This is a genomic window from Flagellimonas hadalis (assembly GCF_007785775.2).
GTDB classification, from domain to species: domain Bacteria; phylum Bacteroidota; class Bacteroidia; order Flavobacteriales; family Flavobacteriaceae; genus Flagellimonas; species Flagellimonas hadalis.
Genome location: NZ_VNIK02000003.1, coordinates 126,425 through 148,670 on the forward strand (window position 1 = coordinate 126,425; position 22,246 = coordinate 148,670).

Annotated in this window: 16 protein-coding genes and 2 tRNA genes; 11 read left to right on the forward strand and 7 right to left on the reverse strand. The window is 47.5% G+C overall.

The annotated features are described in order from the left end of the window. Positions 1 to 2 precede the first annotated feature (2 nt). Entirely contained in the window at positions 3 to 770 is a 768-nt protein-coding gene (locus FOT42_RS06820; RefSeq protein ID WP_151889829.1) for a DUF6090 family protein, read from the forward strand. 30 nt (positions 771 to 800) lie between these two features. Here FOT42_RS06820 and FOT42_RS06825 read toward each other — a convergent pair whose 3' ends face one another. The 3 genes from FOT42_RS06825 to sppA are packed head-to-tail and all read right to left on the reverse strand — an operon-like array spanning position 801 to position 6,019. Continuing rightward, complete coding sequence (locus FOT42_RS06825) at positions 801 to 3,512, reverse strand: AsmA-like C-terminal region-containing protein (protein ID WP_151889830.1); 2,712 nt, start codon at positions 3,510 to 3,512, stop codon at positions 801 to 803. Between the two features lie 36 nt (positions 3,513 to 3,548). After that, positions 3,549 to 4,256: a queuosine precursor transporter gene (locus FOT42_RS06830; protein ID WP_151889831.1), complete on the reverse strand. Its 708-nt coding sequence runs from the start codon at positions 4,254 to 4,256 to the stop codon at positions 3,549 to 3,551. Positions 4,257 to 4,258: 2 nt separating this feature from the next. Then, positions 4,259 to 6,019, reverse strand: a complete 1,761-nt coding sequence (gene sppA, locus FOT42_RS06835) for a signal peptide peptidase SppA (protein WP_151889832.1) — start codon at positions 6,017 to 6,019, stop codon at positions 4,259 to 4,261. A 70-nt stretch (positions 6,020 to 6,089) separates the two neighbouring features. Here sppA and folK point away from each other — a divergent pair, with 70 nt between their 5' ends. After that, a complete protein-coding gene (gene folK, locus FOT42_RS06840; protein WP_151889833.1) occupies positions 6,090 to 7,235 on the forward strand; it encodes a 2-amino-4-hydroxy-6-hydroxymethyldihydropteridine diphosphokinase in 1,146 nt (381 codons plus the stop codon). A 116-nt stretch (positions 7,236 to 7,351) separates the two neighbouring features. Here folK and FOT42_RS06845 read toward each other — a convergent pair whose 3' ends face one another. Further along, positions 7,352 to 7,891, reverse strand: coding sequence for an RNA methyltransferase (locus tag FOT42_RS06845; RefSeq protein ID WP_151889834.1), 540 nt, complete (start codon positions 7,889 to 7,891; stop codon positions 7,352 to 7,354). A 146-nt stretch (positions 7,892 to 8,037) separates the two neighbouring features. Between FOT42_RS06845 and mutS the strand changes: the two genes are divergently transcribed. From mutS to FOT42_RS06875, 6 genes are all read left to right on the forward strand, one after another. Then, positions 8,038 to 10,620 carry a DNA mismatch repair protein MutS gene (gene mutS / locus FOT42_RS06850; protein ID WP_151890014.1) on the forward strand — a complete coding sequence of 861 codons (2,583 nt, stop codon included), beginning with the start codon at positions 8,038 to 8,040 and terminating at the stop codon, positions 10,618 to 10,620. Positions 10,621 to 10,695: 75 nt separating this feature from the next. Beyond that, positions 10,696 to 10,768, forward strand: a tRNA-Gly gene (locus FOT42_RS06855). 119 nt (positions 10,769 to 10,887) lie between these two features. Beyond that, positions 10,888 to 11,130 carry a GIY-YIG nuclease family protein gene (locus FOT42_RS06860; protein ID WP_151889835.1) on the forward strand — a complete coding sequence of 81 codons (243 nt, stop codon included), beginning with the start codon at positions 10,888 to 10,890 and terminating at the stop codon, positions 11,128 to 11,130. Between the two features lie 35 nt (positions 11,131 to 11,165). Further along, positions 11,166 to 11,249: transfer RNA gene (locus tag FOT42_RS06865), tRNA-Leu, on the forward strand. A gap of 187 nt (positions 11,250 to 11,436) precedes the next feature. Further along, positions 11,437 to 13,332: an autotransporter outer membrane beta-barrel domain-containing protein gene (locus FOT42_RS06870; protein WP_151889836.1), complete on the forward strand. Its 1,896-nt coding sequence runs from the start codon at positions 11,437 to 11,439 to the stop codon at positions 13,330 to 13,332. Between the two features lie 140 nt (positions 13,333 to 13,472). Beyond that, positions 13,473 to 14,387 (forward strand): YihY/virulence factor BrkB family protein, encoded by a 915-nt coding sequence (locus FOT42_RS06875; RefSeq protein WP_151889837.1) that lies wholly within the window; start codon positions 13,473 to 13,475, stop codon positions 14,385 to 14,387. Positions 14,388 to 14,434: 47 nt separating this feature from the next. Here FOT42_RS06875 and FOT42_RS06880 read toward each other — a convergent pair whose 3' ends face one another. After that, on the reverse strand, positions 14,435 to 14,929 hold the full coding sequence (locus tag FOT42_RS06880; protein WP_151889838.1) for a hypothetical protein: 495 nt from the start codon (positions 14,927 to 14,929) through the stop codon (positions 14,435 to 14,437). 103 nt (positions 14,930 to 15,032) lie between these two features. Then, on the reverse strand, positions 15,033 to 15,413 hold the full coding sequence (locus FOT42_RS06885; protein ID WP_151889839.1) for a hypothetical protein: 381 nt from the start codon (positions 15,411 to 15,413) through the stop codon (positions 15,033 to 15,035). Between the two features lie 209 nt (positions 15,414 to 15,622). Between FOT42_RS06885 and FOT42_RS06890 the strand changes: the two genes are divergently transcribed. The 3 genes from FOT42_RS06890 to FOT42_RS06900 all read left to right on the forward strand — a co-directional run bounded on the left by FOT42_RS06890 (position 15,623) and on the right by FOT42_RS06900 (position 20,296). Continuing rightward, positions 15,623 to 16,375 (forward strand): collagen-like protein, encoded by a 753-nt coding sequence (locus FOT42_RS06890; protein WP_151889840.1) that lies wholly within the window; start codon positions 15,623 to 15,625, stop codon positions 16,373 to 16,375. Between the two features lie 163 nt (positions 16,376 to 16,538). Further along, positions 16,539 to 18,911, forward strand: a complete 2,373-nt coding sequence (locus FOT42_RS06895) for a prolyl oligopeptidase family serine peptidase (protein WP_151889841.1) — start codon at positions 16,539 to 16,541, stop codon at positions 18,909 to 18,911. Positions 18,912 to 19,051: 140 nt separating this feature from the next. After that, positions 19,052 to 20,296 (forward strand): NRAMP family divalent metal transporter, encoded by a 1,245-nt coding sequence (locus tag FOT42_RS06900; protein WP_151889842.1) that lies wholly within the window; start codon positions 19,052 to 19,054, stop codon positions 20,294 to 20,296. A gap of 2 nt (positions 20,297 to 20,298) precedes the next feature. Here the strand turns inward: FOT42_RS06900 and FOT42_RS06905 are convergent, their stop codons facing one another. Next, positions 20,299 to 22,245 (reverse strand): OmpA family protein, encoded by a 1,947-nt coding sequence (locus FOT42_RS06905; protein ID WP_151889843.1) that lies wholly within the window; start codon positions 22,243 to 22,245, stop codon positions 20,299 to 20,301. Position 22,246 lies beyond the last annotated feature (1 nt).

The following is a 22,246-nucleotide window of genomic DNA, read 5'->3' on the forward strand; positions in this document are numbered from 1 at the left end:
GCATGCTCAAATTTTTTAGAAAAATCCGAAGGGGACTGATCGCAGATAAAAAGGTAGGCAATTATATGCTCTATGCCATTGGTGAAATCGTGCTGGTAGTGATCGGCATTCTCATCGCCTTGGCCATCGACAATGCCAACGAGGACAGCATCAAACACAAGAAGCAACAGGTCTATCTCATCGGTCTGAAAAAGGAATTCGAAACGAGCCAAAACAAGCTCAAGACCCTTATTTCTGTCAACAAAAAGAGCTATGAGGATTCCAAGACCATCATCGGTTTCATGCAGGACCCGGACCGCTCTCCCAATGAAGAAGAACTGTCCAACCTGCTCTACAATGCCCTCGCTTTTGATATTTCCTATAACCCCAACAATTCGCTCTTGGAGGAAATGATCAATTCGGGCAGTTTGAAGGACCTGTCCAACCCAGAACTTCGGGTTTTGCTCACCAACTGGATTTCCAATTTGGATGATATTTCCAAACAAGAGGCCATGCTGGACCATGAGAGGGACCAGATCATCAATATGTTCCGAACGAATGAAAACAGCATCAAGACCATTTACGACCTCACTGGGGTTTCCGGCGATTTGGGACTTCCGGTTGCCACGGAACAACTGAGCAACCTCGCCCTATTGCAATCCACCGAATTTGAGAACAATCTGTTGATGTTCATCCTCACCAGCATCACCACGGAAACCATGCACTACGCCCCTTTGATGCAGAGCATGGATGAGATTCTGGCCACCATTGAGGGAGAAATCGAGGAATAAAAAAGGGCGATTCAATCGCCCTTTTCTTTTTTAGTTCACAGTATCCTTTTTCTTTTTGCCCAGCAATCCCCCCAGCACGGATTTTGCGGTATTCTTTACGTCTTCTTCCTTGGTTGTGGTCTTGGTCGTATCGGTAGTGGTGGCCTTTTTGTCACCTCCCAACAGGTTCCCCAAAGCTTCTTTCACCCCGGAGGATTTGGTGGAAGTGGTATCGCCCTCGTTCTTTTTGAACACATCGGACAACAGGTCCTTGGCCTTGTCCTTGCCTTGGTTCACCAATTTTTGTTTTTGGATCTCCACCAATTTTGTGGTCAAGGTCTTGACCCCAGAGGTCAGATCCGTGCTGACCGTTGGATTGGTGAAATTGCCCCCAATATTTGCAGTGACGGGAATGGTCACCTCCCCCAAGCTATTGTCGTTCATTTGGGCAATCAGTTTGTTGACCTCCGTACCCAAGTATTTCGCGGGAACGTCCAAAGTGGCCTTATATTCCAATTGCTTTTCAAAACTATGGCTACCCGCGACATTGATGGCGATGTCCTTATATTTTAAGGTGAACGGTTTTACCTTAACGGTCCCATTATCAAAACTCAGGGCCGTTTTGAGCCCATCCAGATTGATTTCCTTGGTGTTCAAAAAATTCAACTTGCTGTCCAAAGCAGAGACCAAGGGCGCTTTTTCGGTGTCCACCTTAGGTGACAACAGTTCGGCCAAAAGATTTCCGGATATGGTCGCCAAGTTTGGGGTAAAATCATCCTTCAGGTTCCCCGAGATCTTGATATCGGAATTGAGTTTTCCCTGAATGGCACTGGCCAGAGGTGTCAACACCTTGAACAGGTCCAATCCGGCAAAGGATTCCCCTATGTTGAAATTGTTCATGCCCAGATCCACATCAAAAGTGGAATTGGCCCCTTTAGTGGATACCGATCCCGTCAAGCCCAATGTGCCTCCAAAAAGATCAGAGGTAAGGTTTTGTACCGTTGCCGTTTCATCTTTGATCACCAAGGTTCCCTTCACGTTCTTCAACTTCAGGTCATCATACAGCACGGTATTCGCCGCCGCCTCCACGGTACAGTCCAAAAAGGAAGGTATTTTGATGCGTTCCTCGCCCGTCGGTGCGGGTGTACTTTCTTTCTCACCTGTACTGGTTTCCGCTTCGGCCGTTTCTTCCATCATAAAATCGTTCAGGGCAAACTGGTTGGAAGTCAGCTTAAAGTTCCCCTCCACTTTTTCATCATTGAACATAAAGCCCAACAAGTTGGTCAGGGTTCCCGAAGCATTGAAATCGGTGCTTCCCGTTTTACCCTCAAAGGAGTTCAGGGCTACCGTTTGGGGATTGAAGGTCATGGCCGCATTGTTGATGGCCACAGGGTTCTTCAGTTCCTCGGAAGCATATTCAAATCCTGTGAGCTGCATGTTACCACTCATCTTGGTGTTCTGGTACTGTTTTTTCTCCAAGGATTCCATGTCAAATCCAGCGGTCACATCGGCATTCAAAATCCCTTTCAGATTGTAGTCATCGGGAACGGGATAGGCCTGTGAAATATTGGCCAGATTGATTCGTCCGTCCATGTGGGCATCCACTTTGGTGTTGCCCATAAGCTCCCTGATCTTGGCGTTCATGTTGAACTTGTCCTCGTCAATGGTGAAGGACAGCCTGTTGATGTCCACATAAGTGTCTTCCGTGATTCCCGTTTCGTTGTTGATCTCCGTATCGATGAACACATTGCGCACGGCCTTGGGCAGATCGGGATATTTGAAGGACGCATTGTCCGAATTGATGGCAATTTTGAACGTAGGGATGTGCTCGTCATCCACAATGCCCTTGAACTGGCCGTTCACCTCAAAATTGCCCGTGGTCTGCACGGTCTCGATGTTTTTGGAATAGGCTTCGGGGATCACGGCAAGGAAATTCTTGAAATCGGACGACGGCGTCTTGAAAGTGATGTCCACCTCTTGGTTGTCCTCATTGACCTTTACAAAACCATCGAACACCAAGGGCAATTGGTTCACCAACGCCTTGTTCTCCAAAAAGGAATATTTGCTCTCCACCAGGTCGATATCGATCAAGGCATCCAGATTGATCTTGTTCTTGTTCAAATACAGGGTACTGTCCATCTCAAAGGAGACCAAGGCATCGGTCATGGTCTTCAATTGTGATTTTTCGAGGGACAAATCTCCGGTACCGGAGTGGTTCATTTCGGAAATGGCCAAACGCATACCGCTGGAAAGATCGTGGTACACAATCTCGGAATTGGTGATGCTATAGGAATCCATGTTCAGGGTGAAATTGTCACTGGAAGCTTCCTCGGTGGCTTCGGAAGGTGCGCTTTCGTCTTCCTTGGCAATGTCGTAGTTGGCATTTTCGTTTTCATCCACTTTGATGTTCAATTTGGCCTTGTCCACATTGAACTTCTGGATGACGATGGGCTCATCGGCAGATTTGAAGAGTTCCTTGATCGACATTGTAAGCTCTATCTTCCCCGAGGAAAACAGGGTGTCGCCCTCAAACGGGGCCTTGTTCACCAGTGAAATGTTGGTGAGCTCCACATTGGCATTGGGAAAGTTCTTGAGAAGGCTCAAACTGGCATCCTCAAAATCCAAAGTGGCATTGATGCTGTTGTTGACCTTGTCCTTGATGATCTGTTCGATCTTTCCTTGGAGGAACAAAGGAATGGCCACAACAATAGCGATGAGTACAAGTAGGGTTATAACGGTAATCTTTAGGACTTTTTTCTTCATAATAGAATGTTTTACAACAAATTAACGGAGAAGTCCTCAATCCAAGGAAATTTCTTCCCCTATTTTTAAGTTAAATCTTTTCCTCATCAGATATACGAAAAGATAGAGCAAAGGGGTGTCCAAAAGTGCTATAATTATCTTAAAAAGCACTCCGCTGATGACCAGACCATAGAATTTGTCCCAAGGCAAAACACCAAAGATGCACAAAAGTCCCACCACGGTGACCGTATCTATCAATTGGGAAGAGAAGGTGGAAAAATTGTTCCTGAGCCACAACATTCTGCCCTGTGTGACCTTTTTCCAGAAGTGATAGATGCTGATATCGATGTACTGCGCCGCCAGATAGGCCAACATGGAGGCCAGTACGCCCAAGGGAGACAGCCCGAAGACCTTGCTGAAGGTAACATCATCTATGGGAGAAGCTGGAATGGCCTTGGAATAGATGGCCAATAAAATGATGCCCATGGAAAAAAAGGAAGCAAAGATACCCGCCGTTACCACTTGGTTGGCTTTTTTCTTTCCGTAGATCTCAGAAATCAGATCGGTGATCAAAAAAGTGATCGGGTAGGGCAAGATCCCCACCGAAAGCTCGAAAAGTGGTGCCCCAAAAACAGTGACATCGCCAAACGGGGCCCAATGGAAAAACTTTTGGAAAATGAGGTTGGACACCACCAAGGAGGTAATGAACAGTGCCCCCAGATAGAGGTAAATGGAAAACGCAGCTCTTTTGTCCTTTTGGGTCATCCTTATTTAATGTTCAGACGGAACGGCATCTTGGCCTGAATCCCTTCCTGTTTGCCCAATTCCTTGAATTCCTTCAAGAGTTGGTAGGCCTCCGTACCGATCTCTTCCTGGATGATGGACTCCCCTATCTTGGTCTTTACGCCGCCCATATTTTCCATAAACTGTTCAAAGCCTGACTTATATTTTGGATATTTCCGTATGCCATAGGAATCCAATCCCGCCATCTCGGCCGCCGCCGCTATGGCATCGTCCAAATTGCCCAGTTCGTCCACCAAGCCATTCGCCTTGGCATCCACCCCACTCCAGACCCTTCCCTGGGCGAGTGAGTCCACTTGGGCAATGCTCATGTTGCGGCCTTGGGCCACACGCTCCAAAAAGATGCCATACGTTTCCTCGATGCTTTCTTGGATCACATTTCGGAACGAATCGTCCATGGGCTCGAACAGCGAATAATCCACCGAATTTTGGTTGGTGCCCACCTGCTCTGCATTGATGCCCACATTCTTGGCCAGTTCGTTGATGTTGGGAATGGTCCCGAACACCCCGATGGACCCGGTAATGGTCGTAGGTTCGGCAAAGATCTTGTCGCCGCCCACACCAATATAGTATCCCCCCGATGCCGCCACGTTTCCAAAGGAAACGACCAGAGGTTTCTCTTTTTTGGCCAGTTGCATCTCCCTCCAAATGATATCGGAGACCAGGGCACTGCCCCCAGGGGAATCCACACGGAACACGATGGCTTTCACACTTTCGTTCTCCACCGCTTTCTGCAGGGCCTCCACAATCAGTCCTTGACCAATGTAATCTTTTCCGCCCTCCCCGTAGAATATCTCCCCTTGGGCATAGATCACGGCTATTTTGTCCGTTCCTGTCACTATATTTTTCTTGCTTGCCGATTGGGCATAATCCATAAACTTGATGTAGTTGAGCTCTTCATCCTCGTTCACCCCCATTTTTTCCCGAAGGAGATCTTCGTACTCGTCAAAATGCAACACCCCATCCAGTAGTCCTGAGGCCACTGCCAAAGTGGGTGTTCTTCCTCCCAAGGTATCGGCCACGGTGTTAAGATCAGATGGGCTCATCTTTCTGGATACGGAAATGTCGTCCACAATAACGTCCCAAATGGAAGTGATCAATTCCTTGATCTGCGTGCGGTTCTCATCGCTCATGGTATTGGACAAAAAGGGTTCCACTGCGCTTTTGTACTTGCCATGGCGAATGACCTCCATTTTTATCCCTGATTTTTCCTGAAGGTCCTTGAAGTACAACACCTCTGTGGCAAGTCCCTTAAAATCGAGTACGCCTACGGGGTTCATGTACACCTCATCGGCCACACTGGCCAAATAGTAATCCTTCTGGGTATAAATGTCGGAATGGGCGAGCACGAACTTGCCCGACGCCTTAAAATCGAGCAAGGCCTCCCTAATCTCCCGGGTCTGCGCGATGCCCGCTTGCAAAAAACTGGTGGTGATGCTGATTCCCTCGATATGATCATCCGTTTTGGCCACTTCTATGGTGTGCAAAATTTCATCCATGCCCAACTCGGGGCCCCACAATGCCGCAAAGGGGTCTGTCTCGTCCTTGCCTGTATAATCCAGTACAGGGGCCATAAAGCCAAGCTCCAGAACCGAGTTCTTTTTCACTATTATCCCATCATCCGCACTGCCCACCAAGGCCAAAAAGATAAAGAACATGGCCACAATGATTCCAAATGCCACAAGGCTCCCCAAAATCGAGGCCAATAGGTTTCTCAAAAAGTTCATCCAATGAAAATTTAATCTGTTCCAAATATAACCATTGTTGTATTGTTTTGCTTACTTTGTTTCTTCGATTATGGTCAGAAAACAAAAGGCATATCTTTCGCTGGGAAGCAATTTGGGCAATCGCCGGGCAACTCTCCAAAAAGCTATTTTTCGTATCCAACAACGCGCAGGATCCATCTTGGACATTTCTTCGGTATATGAAAATCCGGCCGTAGGTTTTGAGGGGGACGATTTTTTGAACATCTGCATTTCCCTACTGACCCCACTTTCACCTGACGAACTGCTCGATACATTGATGCAGATTGAACGGGATTTCGGCCGTGTGCGCTCGGATACAAAGACTTATGGACCCCGGACCTTGGACATTGACATCATTTATTACGGTAACGAAATTGTCAAAACGGATCGTTTGGCGATCCCCCACCCTCAAATGCAGCATCGGAACTTTGTGTTGAAACCATTGGCCGACATTGCCCCCCAATTGTACCATCCCGTGTTCCAAAAGGACACCCGCAACCTGTTGCAGGAGTGCAAGGACCGTAGCAAGCTCACCAAAACAAAATATCAACTGTTCAAGGACCGTTCGGGGCTGTATTCCCAACTGCAGTTCATTGCCATCGAAGGGAATATCGGTGCGGGCAAGACCACGCTTTCCAAGATGATCGCTGAGGATTTCAATGCCAAATTGGTACTGGAACGCTTTGCGGACAACCCGTTTCTGCCCAAGTTCTATCAGGACAAACCCCGCTACGCATTTCCTTTGGAAATGTCCTTTTTGGCGGACCGCTATCAGCAGTTCATGGACGACACCTCCCAATTTGACCTGTTCAAGAACTTTATGGTCAGTGATTATGACATCTTCAAATCGCTCATCTTTGCCAAGGTGACCCTGCAGCAGGAAGAATTCAACCTGTACCGAAAGCTGTTCAACTTTATGTACAAGGAGGTGAAAAAGCCTGAAATCTACCTTTACCTCTACCAAAATACCGAACGGTTGTTGGCCAACATCAAAAAAAGGGGCAGGGACTATGAGCAGGACATGGACCCGGATTATTTGGAAAAAATCAATCGGGGGTATTTGGATTTCCTCAAGGACCATCCAGAGCAGAACAGCCTCATCATCGACATGGGCGAGCTGGATTTTGTCAACAACCCGACCGATTATCAGTCCATCTTGGAGATGCTCGATGATAACATCCTTTCATCCCAATTTTAGGAGAATTTTTAGAAAATGTTTGGATATAACGATTGGTTTTATTTTCTTAGAGCCCTCTTAATACGGAACTAACTAACTCAAACTTTATATCGGGCCCTGATTTTTCAGGGCTTTTTTCATTTTTGGGCATGCAGTTTGGACCAGAGATCCCACACCACTATCCCTGCACTTACCGAAATATTGAGGGAATGTTTGGTGCCCAACTGCGGAATTTCCAAAACGGCGTCACTGGCCGATACCACTTCTTGCGAAACCCCTTTGACCTCGTTTCCGAAAATCAATGCCACTGTTGTTTTGGGATCAGTTTGAAACGCATTCAACATGATGGCATTTTCCGCCTGCTCCACCGAAATGACTTTAATATGGTTTGATTTGAGTTCCTCCACCAATTCCAGGGTGTCCTTGCGGTATTCCCAATCCACACTCTCGGTGGCGCCAAGGGCCGTTTTGCGGATATCCTTGTGCGGAGGGGTGGCCGTAATGCCACAGAGATAGATCTTTTGCACCAAAAAGGCATCGGCCGTCCGAAACACTGAGCCGATGTTGTTCAAGCTACGTACATTGTCCAGGATGATGATCATGGGCGATTTTTCTGCTTCCTTAAAACCTTCCACATCCAGTCGCTCCAATTCGCTATTTTCTAGTTTTCGATTCATTTTTTTAACCATTGGGGGCAAAATATCAACAAAAATTTTGGGAAGCTGATGAAAACGATATATTCGTCCTCCACCCAATTTTGGGGCAAAAATAAAAGAATAAAATCGCTTTGGCAGCCAATAAGACAAAGAAGGTAACCCCGTTGATGCAACAGTACAACACCATCAAGACCAAACATCCTGATGCGTTGTTGCTCTTCCGTGTGGGCGACTTTTACGAAACTTTTGGTGATGATGCCGTCAAGGCCGCCAAAATCCTGGGCATCATCCTGACCCACAGGAACAATGGTGGCGATAAAACGGAATTGGCCGGGTTTCCCCACCATTCGCTCAACACTTATTTACCAAAGCTCGTAAAGGCCGGGCAACGGGTGGCCATCTGTGACCAGTTGGAAGACCCCAAGATGACCAAGAGCATCGTGAAACGTGGGGTAACGGAATTGGTGACCCCTGGCGTGGCCCTCAACGACGACATTTTGACGGCCAAAAGCAACAACTTTTTATGTGCCGTGCATTTTGGGCGAAACAAATTGGGCATCTCCTTTTTGGACATTTCCACTGGGGAGTTTTTGACTTCAGAAGGTTCCGTGGAGCAAGTGGACAAACTTCTTCAAAACTTTGCGCCCAACGAGGTCCTGGTCTCCAAAAATCATAAAAAGGAATTTGCGGAATACTTTGGCAACCAATACCACAGCTTCTTCACGGAAGATTGGATCTTTCAGGAAGATTACGCCAACGAAAGCCTGAACAACCATTTTGGCACCAAAACCCTAAAGGGTTTCGGCATAGAGCACCTCAACCATGGCATCATTGCCTCGGGGGCCGTGTTGCATTACCTATCGGAAACCCAACATAGCCGATTGCAGCATATCAACCAGATCCAACGCATTGCCGAAGAGGAATATGTGTGGATGGACCGGTTCACCATCAGAAATCTGGAACTCTACCATTCGCCCCATCAAAATGCGGTGACCTTATTGGATATCATCGACAAGACATTATCACCCATGGGTGGACGTTTGCTGAAACGTTGGTTGGCCCTTCCTTTGAAAAATCTGGAGAAAATTAAACAGCGCCATCACGTGGTGGCCCATTTGAAGGAACATGGCGGGCAATTGGAGAAGATGCAACATTGGATCAAACAAATGGGTGATCTGGAGCGTCTCATTTCCAAATTGGCGACCGGAAAAATCAATCCGAAGGAAGTCATCCAACTTAAAAATTCGCTGGAAGCCATTGTGCCCATAAAATTAGCGGCGCAGGACAGCAGCAATCCTTCGCTACAAAACATTGGGGAGCGATTGGATGCCTGCGAATCCCTTCGTGCCAAAATCAAAGAGGTCTTGAACGAGGAAGCTCCCGTGAACATTGCCAAAGGCAACACCATCGCCCAAGGCTATTCCGAGGAATTGGATGAGCTCCGCAACCTCGCTTTTTCTGGGAAAGACTATTTGGACAAAATGTTGGAGCGTGAAACCGAACTTACGGGAATCACCTCGCTCAAAATCGATTCCAACAACGTGTTCGGTTACTATATTGAGGTGCGGAACACCCACAAAGACAAGGTGCCCGAAAGTTGGATCCGCAAACAGACCTTGGTGAATGCGGAACGCTACATCACCGAGGAACTCAAGGAATACGAAGCGAAGATCTTGGGGGCCGAAGAGCGCATTTTGCACTTGGAACAACAATTGTTCGAACGGCTTTTGGTGTGGATGCAGGAATTCATCACCCCGGTGCAGCAAAATGCCCATTTGATCGCGCAGTTGGATTGCCTTTGCGGGTTTGCCCAACTGGCCAGCGAAAATCATTATGTACAGCCTATCATGGACGAGTCCACCCAATTGGACATCACCGAAGGCAGGCACCCCGTCATTGAAAAACAGTTGCCTTTGGGCGAATTGTATGTAACGAATGATGTGCTACTGAACCGTGACGACCAGCAGATCATCATGATCACAGGGCCGAACATGAGTGGTAAATCGGCCTTGTTGCGGCAAACGGCCTTGATAGTGCTCTTGGCGCAAATGGGAAGTTTTGTACCCGCTTCGGAGGCCAAAATTGGTGTCATCGACAAGATTTTTACCCGTGTGGGGGCCAGCGATAACATTTCGATGGGCGAATCGACCTTTATGGTGGAAATGAACGAAACGGCATCCATCCTCAACAACCTTTCCGAGCGAAGTTTGGTGTTATTGGATGAAATCGGTCGCGGTACCAGCACCTATGATGGTATTTCCATTGCTTGGGCCATTTCCGAGTACTTGCACGAGCACCCGGCCAAGGCCAAAACGCTTTTCGCTACGCACTACCACGAACTGAATGAAATGACCACCACCTTTACCCGGATCAAGAACTACAATGTTTCGGTAAAGGAATTGGAGGACAACGTGCTTTTCCTTAGGAAGTTGGTGCTCGGGGGCAGTGAGCACAGCTTTGGGATCCATGTGGCCAAAATGGCGGGCATGCCGCAGCAGGTCATCCAAAAAGCGAACAAAATCCTGAAAAAACTGGAAAAATCACATTCCAGTGAAGAGATGACGGACAAGCTCCAAGCCTCCCAAAATGAGATGCAACTGAGTTTTTTCAACTTGGACGACCCTTTGCTGGAAGAAATCAAGGAAGAGATCTTGCATTTGGACATCGATACCCTTACTCCTGTTGAGGCATTGATGAAATTGAACGAGATCAAAAGACTGTTGGGAAAAAAGAAAAAGGCGACTTCCTGAAAAAATTCTTTCATTTTAAAGGAAATGTTTTAAATTTGCATCCGCGCTTGATAAAAGTGCAGGGTTCTTTAAGATGCGAAAATAGCTCAGTTGGTAGAGCATCACCTTGCCAAGGTGGAGGTCGCGGGTTCGAATCCCGTTTTTCGCTCGATTTCGACTCCGCTCAGTCACCACGGGTGGAGTTTTTTTTTACGTACAAGTCCTGCTCGAGTGGTGGAACCTGCCTACCGGCAGGCAGGTTGGTAGACACAAGCAAGAAACCGGAATATGTTTTATACCTACGCTTTAAGTAGTTTAGAAAGAAACTATATTTATGTCGGAATTACTTCTGATATTGAAAGGAGGGTAAAGGAACACAATTCTGGAAAAAACAAGACCACTAGGCCTTATAGACCTTTTGAGTTGATTTTTGAAAAAGAGTTTCAGACAAGGACTGAGGCCAGAGCTGAAGAGAAAAAATTGAAATCTGGATTTGGGAAAGAGTTCTTAAAGAACTTAATTACAAAATAAAAACAGAAGAATTAAAATACTGCAAATTAAGTCCTGCTCGAGTGGTGGAATTGGTAGACACGCCGGACTTAAAATCCTGTGGGCATTTGCCCGTGCGGGTTCAAGTCCCGCCTCGAGTACAGAAAAACCCTATAAGCACAATGTTTATGGGGTTTTTACATTCCAAATATCCGCTTCCATATCCCCCCAACAACAGCATACCCCCCTTACACCCTGTATAACTGGCCATTAACAACAATAGTTGCCCTGTTTGGGCTTGGTGGCCTAAGTTCGTTGGGATATTAAAACCTCGAACAGCCTCAACGCATGTCCTATACGAAAATCGACCCAACCAAAAGGTTCTTTTCACGCCTGAAATTGTGGATCATCGTTCCCATATCCCTGTTCTTTTTCCTGAACGCGGCCATGGCACCAAAAAAGGAGCTGCCCCTCCCTATGGACAGTGCCCCTTTGCCCTATGTGGACACCGATGGTGATGGGATATCCGACGACATCGACGAGGATGATGACAATGACGGCATTCCGGATCTTTTTGAAGATGGATGCGAAATCAATACCGCCTTCGGGACGCCTCCCGCTACGGTTCCCACCACAAACTATGTGACCTCCATCTACACCAATTACAATGGTTTTTGGTCCTCGTCCGCAGGAAGCATCAACCCACAGTCCTATGACAATGTTTCCACGCTTTTGGCCTTTACGGTAGGAAGCAAGACCTATGCCACCGGCGTGAATTCCACTGCCATGATCGACAGTGACAGCAATGGCCTGTTCGATCTTATGGACACCGACGGTAACGGCACGGGCGATATCAGTGTGGAAGAGACCTCATGGACCGCCCTGAGGCCGGTGACCAAGATCAAATCGGGCATCCGCTTGGAGGGAAGGGCCATTGACGGCAACACAAGCAGTGCGGTGGGCCCCTTACTCACCACGGGCGGGATTCCGTTCAACCCCTACCTCTATGAAGGGGAACGTGGACTGGACATGTCCTACGCGATCGCCAATATTGGCAATGCCTGGTATTTTAGGCTTGGCGGTACCAACACCCCTGCCTATGGCGATGGCCAAGTGGATATCCTATTGACCCAGGGAGCACAGCTGGGAAGCGGTTCCAACTACAACAGACTGCACCTCTTGGACGAAGATGGCAACTATTTGGGAAATGGTGTGGAGATCAATTGGAACACCACGCCCATTGTGGGAAATTCCATAGTGGACCAGTACAATGTGAACGATTCGCCCAACGCGAGCAATTCCAAAAAGAACATCAGGCTGGCCGGGGTGGAACTGGCTGAGTTTGGCCTTACCCCTGCCGAAAGGGCCAGGGCAGTCATATTCAGGTTGGAGATCTCCGCCAATGCGGATCCTATCTTCTTTGTGGTGAACGACAATAGTTTTATCACCACTTGTACCCCGCTTGATACCGACGGGGACGGACTCGCCAACAGCATTGACCTGGACAGTGACAATGATGGAATTCTGGATGCCGTGGAAGCGGGCCACGGTCAAACCCTTGTGGCAGGAAGGGTCCCTGGAGCGGTCGGCACCGACGGTATTCCCAACGCGGTGCAGGCCCCGTCACAATATGACAACGGGACCATCAATTACGAGATCCTGGATTCCAACAACGACAATATTTTGGACTATGTTTCCACGGATAGCGATGCCGATGGCTGTAACGATGTTATGGAAGCCGGTTTCACTGACGGCGACAACGATGGCTTTTTAGGGACATCCCCGGTTTCCATTGATGCTTGGGGCGTGGTCACTGGCCAAGGTGGTTATACCGCTCCACATGACGGGGATGGTAACGGCATCTTTGATTATCGGGAAGCGGGGGATTCTCCGGGAATTCTGGCAGCCCCGTCCAATATGGTCATCTTTGACGGGCAGTCAGGAAACATCGCCATAACCGTGGACGATACGACCAGTTTCCAATGGCAATTGAGCACGGATAACGGCCTCACCTTTTCCGACCTCTCCGATTCCGCCACCTATTCCGGTACGGACACCGCCACTTTGACCATCAACAATGTGGGTATGGAGATGGAGGGATACCGCTATCGGTTGGTCCTGTTCAATGATGCCTACGTATGTGACCCTTCCGCCATTTCGGATGCCATCACCTTGGATGTACGGGTCGCTTCCATGATTACCAATAGAAAGATCACCTTCCGGGTGGACAAGGAAGGTTCTTGATCCCAAACACATAGAATTTTCCAATGCAATTCCGTCAACATTGATTCGATTTGCGTCAGCCTTCCTTTTGAAAAAAAAGTAGTATTGCCATACCCACTTTAGAGGGTGGGACAACTTGTCCGTAATCAAATGACCGTATTTTGGGAAAGCCCCATACATATTCAAAACGATTCAGGTACAGGGATTTTCCCTACCTCATCCTGGACACCTACAAGGCCTGGGGAAAGGTGCAGCCATGGCGACTGAGTGCCGTTGTGGCCTATTATGCCGTGCTGTCCCTGCCCGCTCTCTTGGTGATCATCATCAATTTGGTGGGGGCCATTTGGGGCGTTGACATTGTGCAGGGCAGGTTGACAGACGAATTCACCATTGCCCTAGGGCCCAATGCCGCGCAGACCATCGAGAAAATTGTACAGGACACCCAAAACAAGGACCAGAGTGTAATCTCCACGGTAATCGGTATTGCAACCCTGCTTTTTGGTGCTTCGGGTGTGCTGTACCAGTTAAAAATATCGCTGAACGAAATATGGCGGATAGACCGTCCCACCAATTTCAGCTTTTGGAAATTGGCCTCGGAAAGGGCCCGGAGCTTTGCCTTCATCTTGGTGATCGGTTTTTTGCTGTTGATCAGTTTTATGGTCACCGCGGCCATATCTGCCCTGAACGATTACCTGAGGAGTATCATCACCGATGCCGTGATCTATCTGGCCTATGCCGTGGACATTGTTTCTTCCATTGCCATCATTACGGTGATGTTCGCGTTGATGTTCAAGTTTTTACCGGATGCCCGAATAAAATGGAGAGCGGTGTGGTTCGGGGCATTCATCACCGCAGTAATGTTTGTGATCGGTAAATTTCTGTTGGGTCTCTATTTTGGTGAAGCAAAACCGGGTTCCACCTATGGTGCCGCGGGTACTATTGTGCTCATCCTGTTATGGGTCTCCTATTCCTGTCTCATTCTTTTCTTTGGGGCCCAGTTCACCTATGTCTATGCCAAGACCTATAATATTCTTTTTGTTCCCTACCATCGAATTCGAAAAAGGACAATAAGGTGATCCAAGCATAAAAAAAACCGGGACTTTCATCCCGGCTTGATTGATTGCTATTCCGTTGGCTGTAACCGTTTCAACCGATCGTTGATCAACCTTGTCCACTTTTCCATGGATTGTAGCTCTCCACGCAATTGAAAGCTATGGTCGTTGTTGTACAGTTCCAATTGGATCTCCGAAGTGTCTTTATCGGTCGGGACAAATTCCAGTCCCAAACGTTCCACCACCCTTTCACCGGCAATCTTTCTTCCGATGTTCATGGGTTTACAGGCTGCAACTTCCATTAGGTCCACGGTCCGTTCCTTCGTTTGTTCCTTGATGGCTTGGTGAAAGAACACAAACCGATCTGTCTTGTCCATACCCAGGACATAATTTCCGCAGAACTCGCGTTGTCCAATCTGACAATTGTGCTGTGCGGCCATCGTTTGAAGTGATTTCATCATCTGTTTTTCCCTCTTTTTTCTGCTGCCAATGGTCAGCACAAAGGGGATGGCACATATGGCCACGGTTATGGAACCTATCAAAAGGGTCCCAAAATCTATTTCCATTTTTTTTGATTTTGAATGCTATGTAAAGTGATGTTGGCCTTGCCAATGCAAAAGCCGTGGACCTGAATGGATCCATTTTTAAACCAGGATGTTCAGAAAAACATCACCAAAAATAATGGAAAGGGAAAATGAGGTCGGCCTTTCGGTGCCGTATCAGAAAATTGGCCGAAAAGCGGAGATACTGTCGCCCGGTCGCCCCGAACAGAATTTCATGGGGCCGTTGTACACTGGCATTGCCCGTAAAGAAAATATTGGGACTTGGAGCAGGATAGTCATTGACTTTGTCAAAAGAAGTTTCTGGCTGGGGAACATCGCAGAACAGGGTGGTCTTCGCCACGGAAAAATAGCTGCCCTGCCCGGAATGTCCAGCATCCGGACCAGTAACGATCCTACTGGAAATACCAATCCCAAAAATATAGATGGATGCCAAAAGCAGCATCCCCAATAACCTATACCCTCTTTTCACGAGACAAAGATACTTCAAGATTTGCATTTGCAGTTCGATTCTGTCCGAAAATCCATCCCGCCCAAAACCTCTATCAGGCTGATTGTATGGTAATTCATAAGGGTAAAAGTCGCATAGGTTGATTGAAACCCATCATCCGTCAACTCAAACAGGGCATCCGTCAATTGCGCCATCTTCCAATGCCTTGTACCGTTACCTTTAGTTTGTTGAACTCAAAACTATTAGGTATGAAACTGATCAAACTTTTTGGCATTGCCGTACTTGCACTAGGGGTGACCATGACCTCTTGTTCCATTGAGGATGGGAAAGATGGTATTGACGGTATTGACGGTCGGGATGGCCAAGATGGCCTAAACGGTGCGGACGGACAAGATGGTGCAGATGGTGCAGATGGTGTTAATGGATTGGACGGGGCTCCAGGACAGGATGGAATGGATGGGCTCGGGCTGGAAGAACTGGCCAAATATGGCTTCCTTACACTGCAACTTAGTGGAACAAGACCGGACAACCTCCCTTTTGAGGATTCAGCTAGCTATCGGTTTTCCCCTATCGACCCAGATGATTTTGATATCTATAATATTGTCACCATTACCCAAGTTGGGAACGACACTGAATATTTCTTCAATTTTCGCCGCTTTCTCAGCTCACCCGAGGGTACCTACACCATTAACTATATGGATTGGGAACTTACTGTGGTCAATCTAGGTCAAGAAACGGAAAGTGTAGGAGATGTAGTAATTGCCCTTAAACATGGAGTGATCGGTGATGACTATAAATATTTCATGATCAATGATGAATACGAATCCGGGGGGGCTGGGGTCTCTGAAATGACATTTACCGACTTGACCTTTGACCCCAATGCTGGCAACCACCTTACCTTTTCCTATGCCTTTACCGTGGACGGGGCCAACAACAGCTCCGGAAATGATCTCAGCATATCGGGAATGGTGGACGTCAACCTATTGGAGTTAATACCATAAGGCCTATTACTTCTAACCAACTATTTTAAAAAGGGATACATGATCTGTGTCCCTTTTTTATTGCTGTCATTTCAATATATGCTAAAATAATCTGTCGCAAAAACCATCAAAATATCCGATATTTGAAGGAATGACATTGACTAACTAAAACCTCAGATCCATTATGGGAAAATATGTACTTTCCATTGTTTTTTTATTCCTCACCTCCTTTGGATTGTTCGCCCAAAAAGGCAACATCTCCTCCTTACAAATCAAGGACATCATGCAAGGGGACGATTTTGTTGGCCACAGGCCCTCTAACGCCCATTGGTCCACCGACGGGAAGACCCTTTATTTTGATTGGAACCCCGATGGGGCCATGAGCGATTCCCTTTATGCCTATTCCACAGCATCAAAAAAGATCCAAAAAGTGGATTTTTTGACCGCGGCCGCACTACCCTCTTCCCGCATCACTTACAATGAATCAAAGACTAAAGGCATCTACTCCAAGAACGGTGATATTTTCCTGATGGACCTCGCCACCCATACATCTACCCCAATCACCAAGACCCAAGATCGTGAAGGCGATCCGCATTTCACCCATAAAGGCACCAAAATAGCCTACACCAAAGGTGATGACCTATACGTATGGGATATGGCCACCGGCACCACGGAGCAATTGACCAATTTCGTAAGTTCCAAGAAAAGTGAAACCAAAAGGGATTCCAAGGACGAATGGCTCTATCAGGACCAATTGGAGCTTTTTGATGTGCTCCGGGAGCGAAAGGCCAAAAAGGATGCCGGGGAAAAACTGGAAGAAAAATTAAAAGCATTGGAACCCTTGGAATTGGTGACCAATGGAAAAACGGTCATCGGTCAACAAATAGATCCCTCTGGACGCTACATCACTTATGTCCTTATGGACAGGCCCAAAACCAAGGGCACCATTGTTCCTCACTTTGTTACTGAATCTGGTTATACCGAAGACCAGAACACCCGTTCCAAGGTAGGTGACGAGCCCACCAAGTTCGAGATGTTCGTGTACAATATCGCCCAACGCAAGAGTTACCCTGTGACCTTGGACAACTTGGAAGGATTGGATTATGTGCCCGAGTACACCAAGGATTATCCAGACAAACCGTACAAAAATGAAAATCGCATCGGGTCCATAAGCGGTTCTACATGGAGCAAAGATGGTTCCAAGGCCATATTGGATATTCAGGCCAACGATTATAAGGACCGTTGGATCGTACTACTTGATCCCGAGAAAGGAACTGTGGAGCAAATGGACCGTCAGCACGATGAGGCCTGGATCGCTGGGCCCGGTATCAGTGGATGGGGGGGCGGTTCCCTAGGCTGGATGCCCAATGACAAAGAGTTTTGGTTCATGTCCGAAAAAACGGGATATGCCCATTTGTACACCATGGACATCAATTCCAAAAAAGCAAAGGCCTTGACCTCGGGTGAATTTGAAATCTATGACCCTTTCATCTCCAAGGACGAATCCAGATGGTATTTCACGGCGAACAAAAACCATCCTGGCGACCGCCAATTCTACACCATGCCCCTCAAAGGCGGTAAAATGGAACAGTTGACCAATGAGGTGGGCGGGAACGAAGTCATTCTTTCCCCTGATGAAAAAAACATGGCTATCCTTTATTCCTATTCCAACAAACCGACGGAACTTTTCCTTCAGGAGAATCCAGTAAACGCCAAGCAAAAAACCGAGGCCGTACAGCTTACCCGTTCCAATACCGAGGCCTTTGACGCCTATAATTGGAAAGACCCTGAAATCATCACCTTTGAAGCATCGGACGGTGCAGAGGTCTATGCCAGATTGTATCAGCCCGATCCATCTGTAAAAAACAAAGCGGCCGTGATCTTTGTGCACGGTGCTGGCTACCTACAGAACGCCCACAAGTGGTGGAGTTCCTACTTTAGGGAATACATGTTCCACAATCTTTTGGTGGACAATGGCTATACCGTATTGGACATCGACTATAGGGGAAGTGCCGGATATGGCAGGGATTGGCGTACCGGAATCTATCGCCACATGGGAGGAAAAGATTTGTCGGACCAAGTGGACGGGGCCAAAATGTTGATGGAAAAATATGGCATCGATTCGGACAAGGTCGGTATTTATGGAGGGTCCTACGGAGGTTTCATCACCTTGATGGGCATGTTCAACGCGCCCGAAACGTTCAGTGCCGGAGGGGCCATACGTTCTGTGGGCGACTGGGCCGCATACAACCATGGCTATACTGCCCGCATCCTGAACACGCCTGCCACGGACAGTCTGGCCTATAAACGAAGCTCTCCCATCTATTTTGCGGATGGTCTCCAAGGACAACTCCTCATATTGCATGGCATGGTGGACGACAATGTGCATTTTCAGGACATGGTTCGCCTGTCCCAAAGGCTTATCGAACTCGGTAAGGAAAATTGGGAAATGGCCGTTTATCCCGTGGAGCGCCACGGTTTTGTGGAACCCAGCAGTTGGACGGACGAATATACCCGGATCTTCAACCTGTTCCAAGAAGCCTTGTTGGACAAATAAAATATTGACAAACAACCCATTGTGCATTTTTGACCCAAGAAACCTTGGAAATTCATAATGGGTTGTGCATCACAATGAAAGCCTATAAAATTTCAACAAAAAAACATATCTTCCTGCCCTAAAATTAACAAACGAACAGGATGAGAGCATTGTTGAAAGCACTTGGCCCAGGGCTGCTGTTTGCCAGCATGGCCATAGGAACGTCACATCTGGTACTCTCCACCAAGGCCGGGGCACAATACGGATGGATCATGGTCATCCCCATACTGTTGGCCAATCTGCTCAAATATCCCTTTTTTGAATTTGGCATACGCTACACCACGGTCACGGAAAAAAGCTTGGTAGAGGGTTATCTGAACATGGGCAAGACCTATCTATGGATCTATGCCTTTGTGACCTTGATTTCTACCTTTACCATCCTCGCCGCTCTGTATGTGGTCACCGCAGGGCTTTTCATCAACCTGTTCCAGATCACAGCTTGGGGAGCGGGTACCATTTCCCTGTGCCTGTTTCTGTTCATCAGCCTTCTGCTAATCGTAGGGAAATATCGTTTTTTGGAAACTTCGTTGAAAGCTGTTATTTCCATCCTGTTCATTGCCCTTTTGATCACTACCATATTGGTATTGCAAAAAGGCCCTGTATCCATCGCCGAAGGTTTCCAGCGTCCCAAAATCTTCAATGAAGCGGGGATTCTGTTTCTCATCGGGCTGGTAGGATGGATGCCCACAGCGGTAGAAGCATCAGGATGGGTAAGCCTTTGGGGCATGGAAAACCTAAAGACCATGAAAGAGAAACCGACCTTGAAAATTGCATTGCAGGAATTCAACGTGGGGTATATCTTGACCGCCATCTTGGCCGTATTTTTTCTCATCATCGGTTGGATGACCCTTTACGGAACAGGAACGGAACTCAGTGGAAATGCTGTGACCTTTGCGGACCAATTGGTCAACCTTTTTACGGTGCACATTGGCAATTGGGCCTATTTCTTCATCGCCGTGGCCGCCTTTGCCACCATGTTCAGCACCTGTATGACCGCGCATGATGCCATTTCGAGGGTGAGTGTGGATGTGATGCAAAAACTGTTCCCGGAAAAACATGTTTTCAAGAACACGAATGCCTTTGCCTATACCGTCATCCTTATGATGTTGGTGAACTGGATGGTCATCATGCTGTTCAGTGCCAATATGGCCGATCTGGTCGGGTTGGCCACCTTTGTCTCCTTTGTCCTGGCACCGCTCTTAGGGTGGATGAACCTAAAGACCGTGATGGGCAAGGATGTTCCTTTGGAACATAGGCCCGGTACCGGACTGCGCATCCTCACCTATTGCGGGATGGTCTTCCTTTCGCTCTTTGCGCTATATTATTGCTGGATGTTGTTGGTCTAAGCCTAGTTGAAAAGGACATTGTCGTTGAGCACGACAATCAGCGAACGTTGGTTCTGCTTGTGCAACGCCTCTATGCAGAAGACCCCATTGGTACAATTGTTCATGATCTTGTCTTCCCCATACCCAATGGAATAAAGGATACTAGTGGAAGGCACTCCTTTTTTCACCAAGTATTTTTTTATGGCATCGGAACGATCTTGTGTAAGTCTAAAGTTGGTACTGCTCCCCCCCCTGCTGTCGGTATAGGTCTCTATTCTGAGCTGTGCCGTTGGGAATGCCTTGATGAAGGCCACCACATGGTCCAGTTCCGCTTCAATCTCAGGGGTCAGCTGTGTGGCCGAATTTCCAAAAAAGAACTTATCCATCTTTACGACGGTCTGTCCTTCTTTTTCAGCCACCAAATCATCATAGAGGGACATTCCCACATTATAGGATTTGTTTTCCAACCCATTCAATTCTTCCTCTGAAAACTGCTTTCTGAACTTGGAATAACGCTCTTTTACAGCTTCAAGGACCACCCCATCTTCCCACGGAACCTCCAATCGATAGTTGCCCTCCTCATCCGAATAGGTCTCGGCGAGCATCTCTCCTTCTTTGCTCAATAAACGTATTGCTGCTTTAGCTATGCTGTTCTCATTGTATGGTTTGATGACCTTTCCTTTAAAGACCAAGGTTTTTAGTCCCGGCTTTTCATCCACTTTGAAACCATAGAGGTCATCCTTTCCCTTTCCTCCCGGACGGTTGGACGCAAAATAGCCCAAAAGGCCCTCACCCTCGTTCCTCATCACCAGGCCAAAATCGTCATATTCCGTATTGATCTCCTTGCCCAAATTGATAGGGATGCCCAATTCGCTCCCTTCCCCGATGTTCGATTTATAGATGTCCATGCCGCCGAGACCGTAGAACACATCTGAAGCAAAGTAAAAGCTGTTCTCAAAAATAAAAGGGGCCACTTCATTGCCCGGGGAATTGATCCTGGGACCCAAATTGATGGGAGCGGACATCACCTGCCCACTGTTGGTGTGCACATAATAAATATCGGTGCCACCATATCCATCTTCAAAATCAGCGGCAAAATAGAGCTTACCACTTGTCTCATCGTAGAAGGGATAATAGAAGGACGTGCTCAAATCTTTCAGCAACAACTGGAACTGGCCGTCCATGGTCTGTTTGCCTATGGCAAGGGCATTTTTTCCGTTGGGATCGAAAGCCAATTCCCCATTTTGGGTATTGGAAAGCACATAGAACACACTGTTGAGCTTTTGGGCATAATAAGGCGTTGCCTTATGGTAACTGGACGTTGCGACACCTTTGAAGGGTTGCGCTGCACCGGCCTGTCCATCCAACTGCACGGTGGACTCATAAATATTGAAATACCCCTCATTGCCGGGTGCATACCTCAATCCCTTACCTTCGATACGGCCACTGGAGAACAGCAGTTTGTCCTTATAAAACGTAGGCGCAAAATCGGTCTGGGGACTGTTCACACTTAGGTTGAAAATCTCATAGTCCAGCTCCGTACCGTCCGAAGCCTTTGCCAGCATTTGTTCGTTGAACTCCATATTCTCCATGAGTTCCTTGGGAAACTTTGCTGCCATTGTGGTCAGAAAGGCCTGCTTTCGCTCTGGATCGGCGGTCTTGGAAAGGCTCTGCAACATTCGGTTGTACCGATGACCATCCAATAAGGTATCTTTTTTGAAGAGTTCCAGATAGGCATCAGAGGCCTTTTTGAAATTGTTTGTCTTGAAATAGGCATCGGCCAGGTTCAAGAATTGTTGCTCCGTCAAGCTTCCCTGAGCCAGATCCGCCTCATAGGCAGTCACGGCCTTTTGGTATTCGTATTGAAAAAAGAAAACATCTCCCTTGGATTTTTTCCCTTGGGCAAAACATAGGGCCATTCCCATTAGGGAAATCCACAATGCTGCTTGTATTTTCTTTGCCTTCATCATA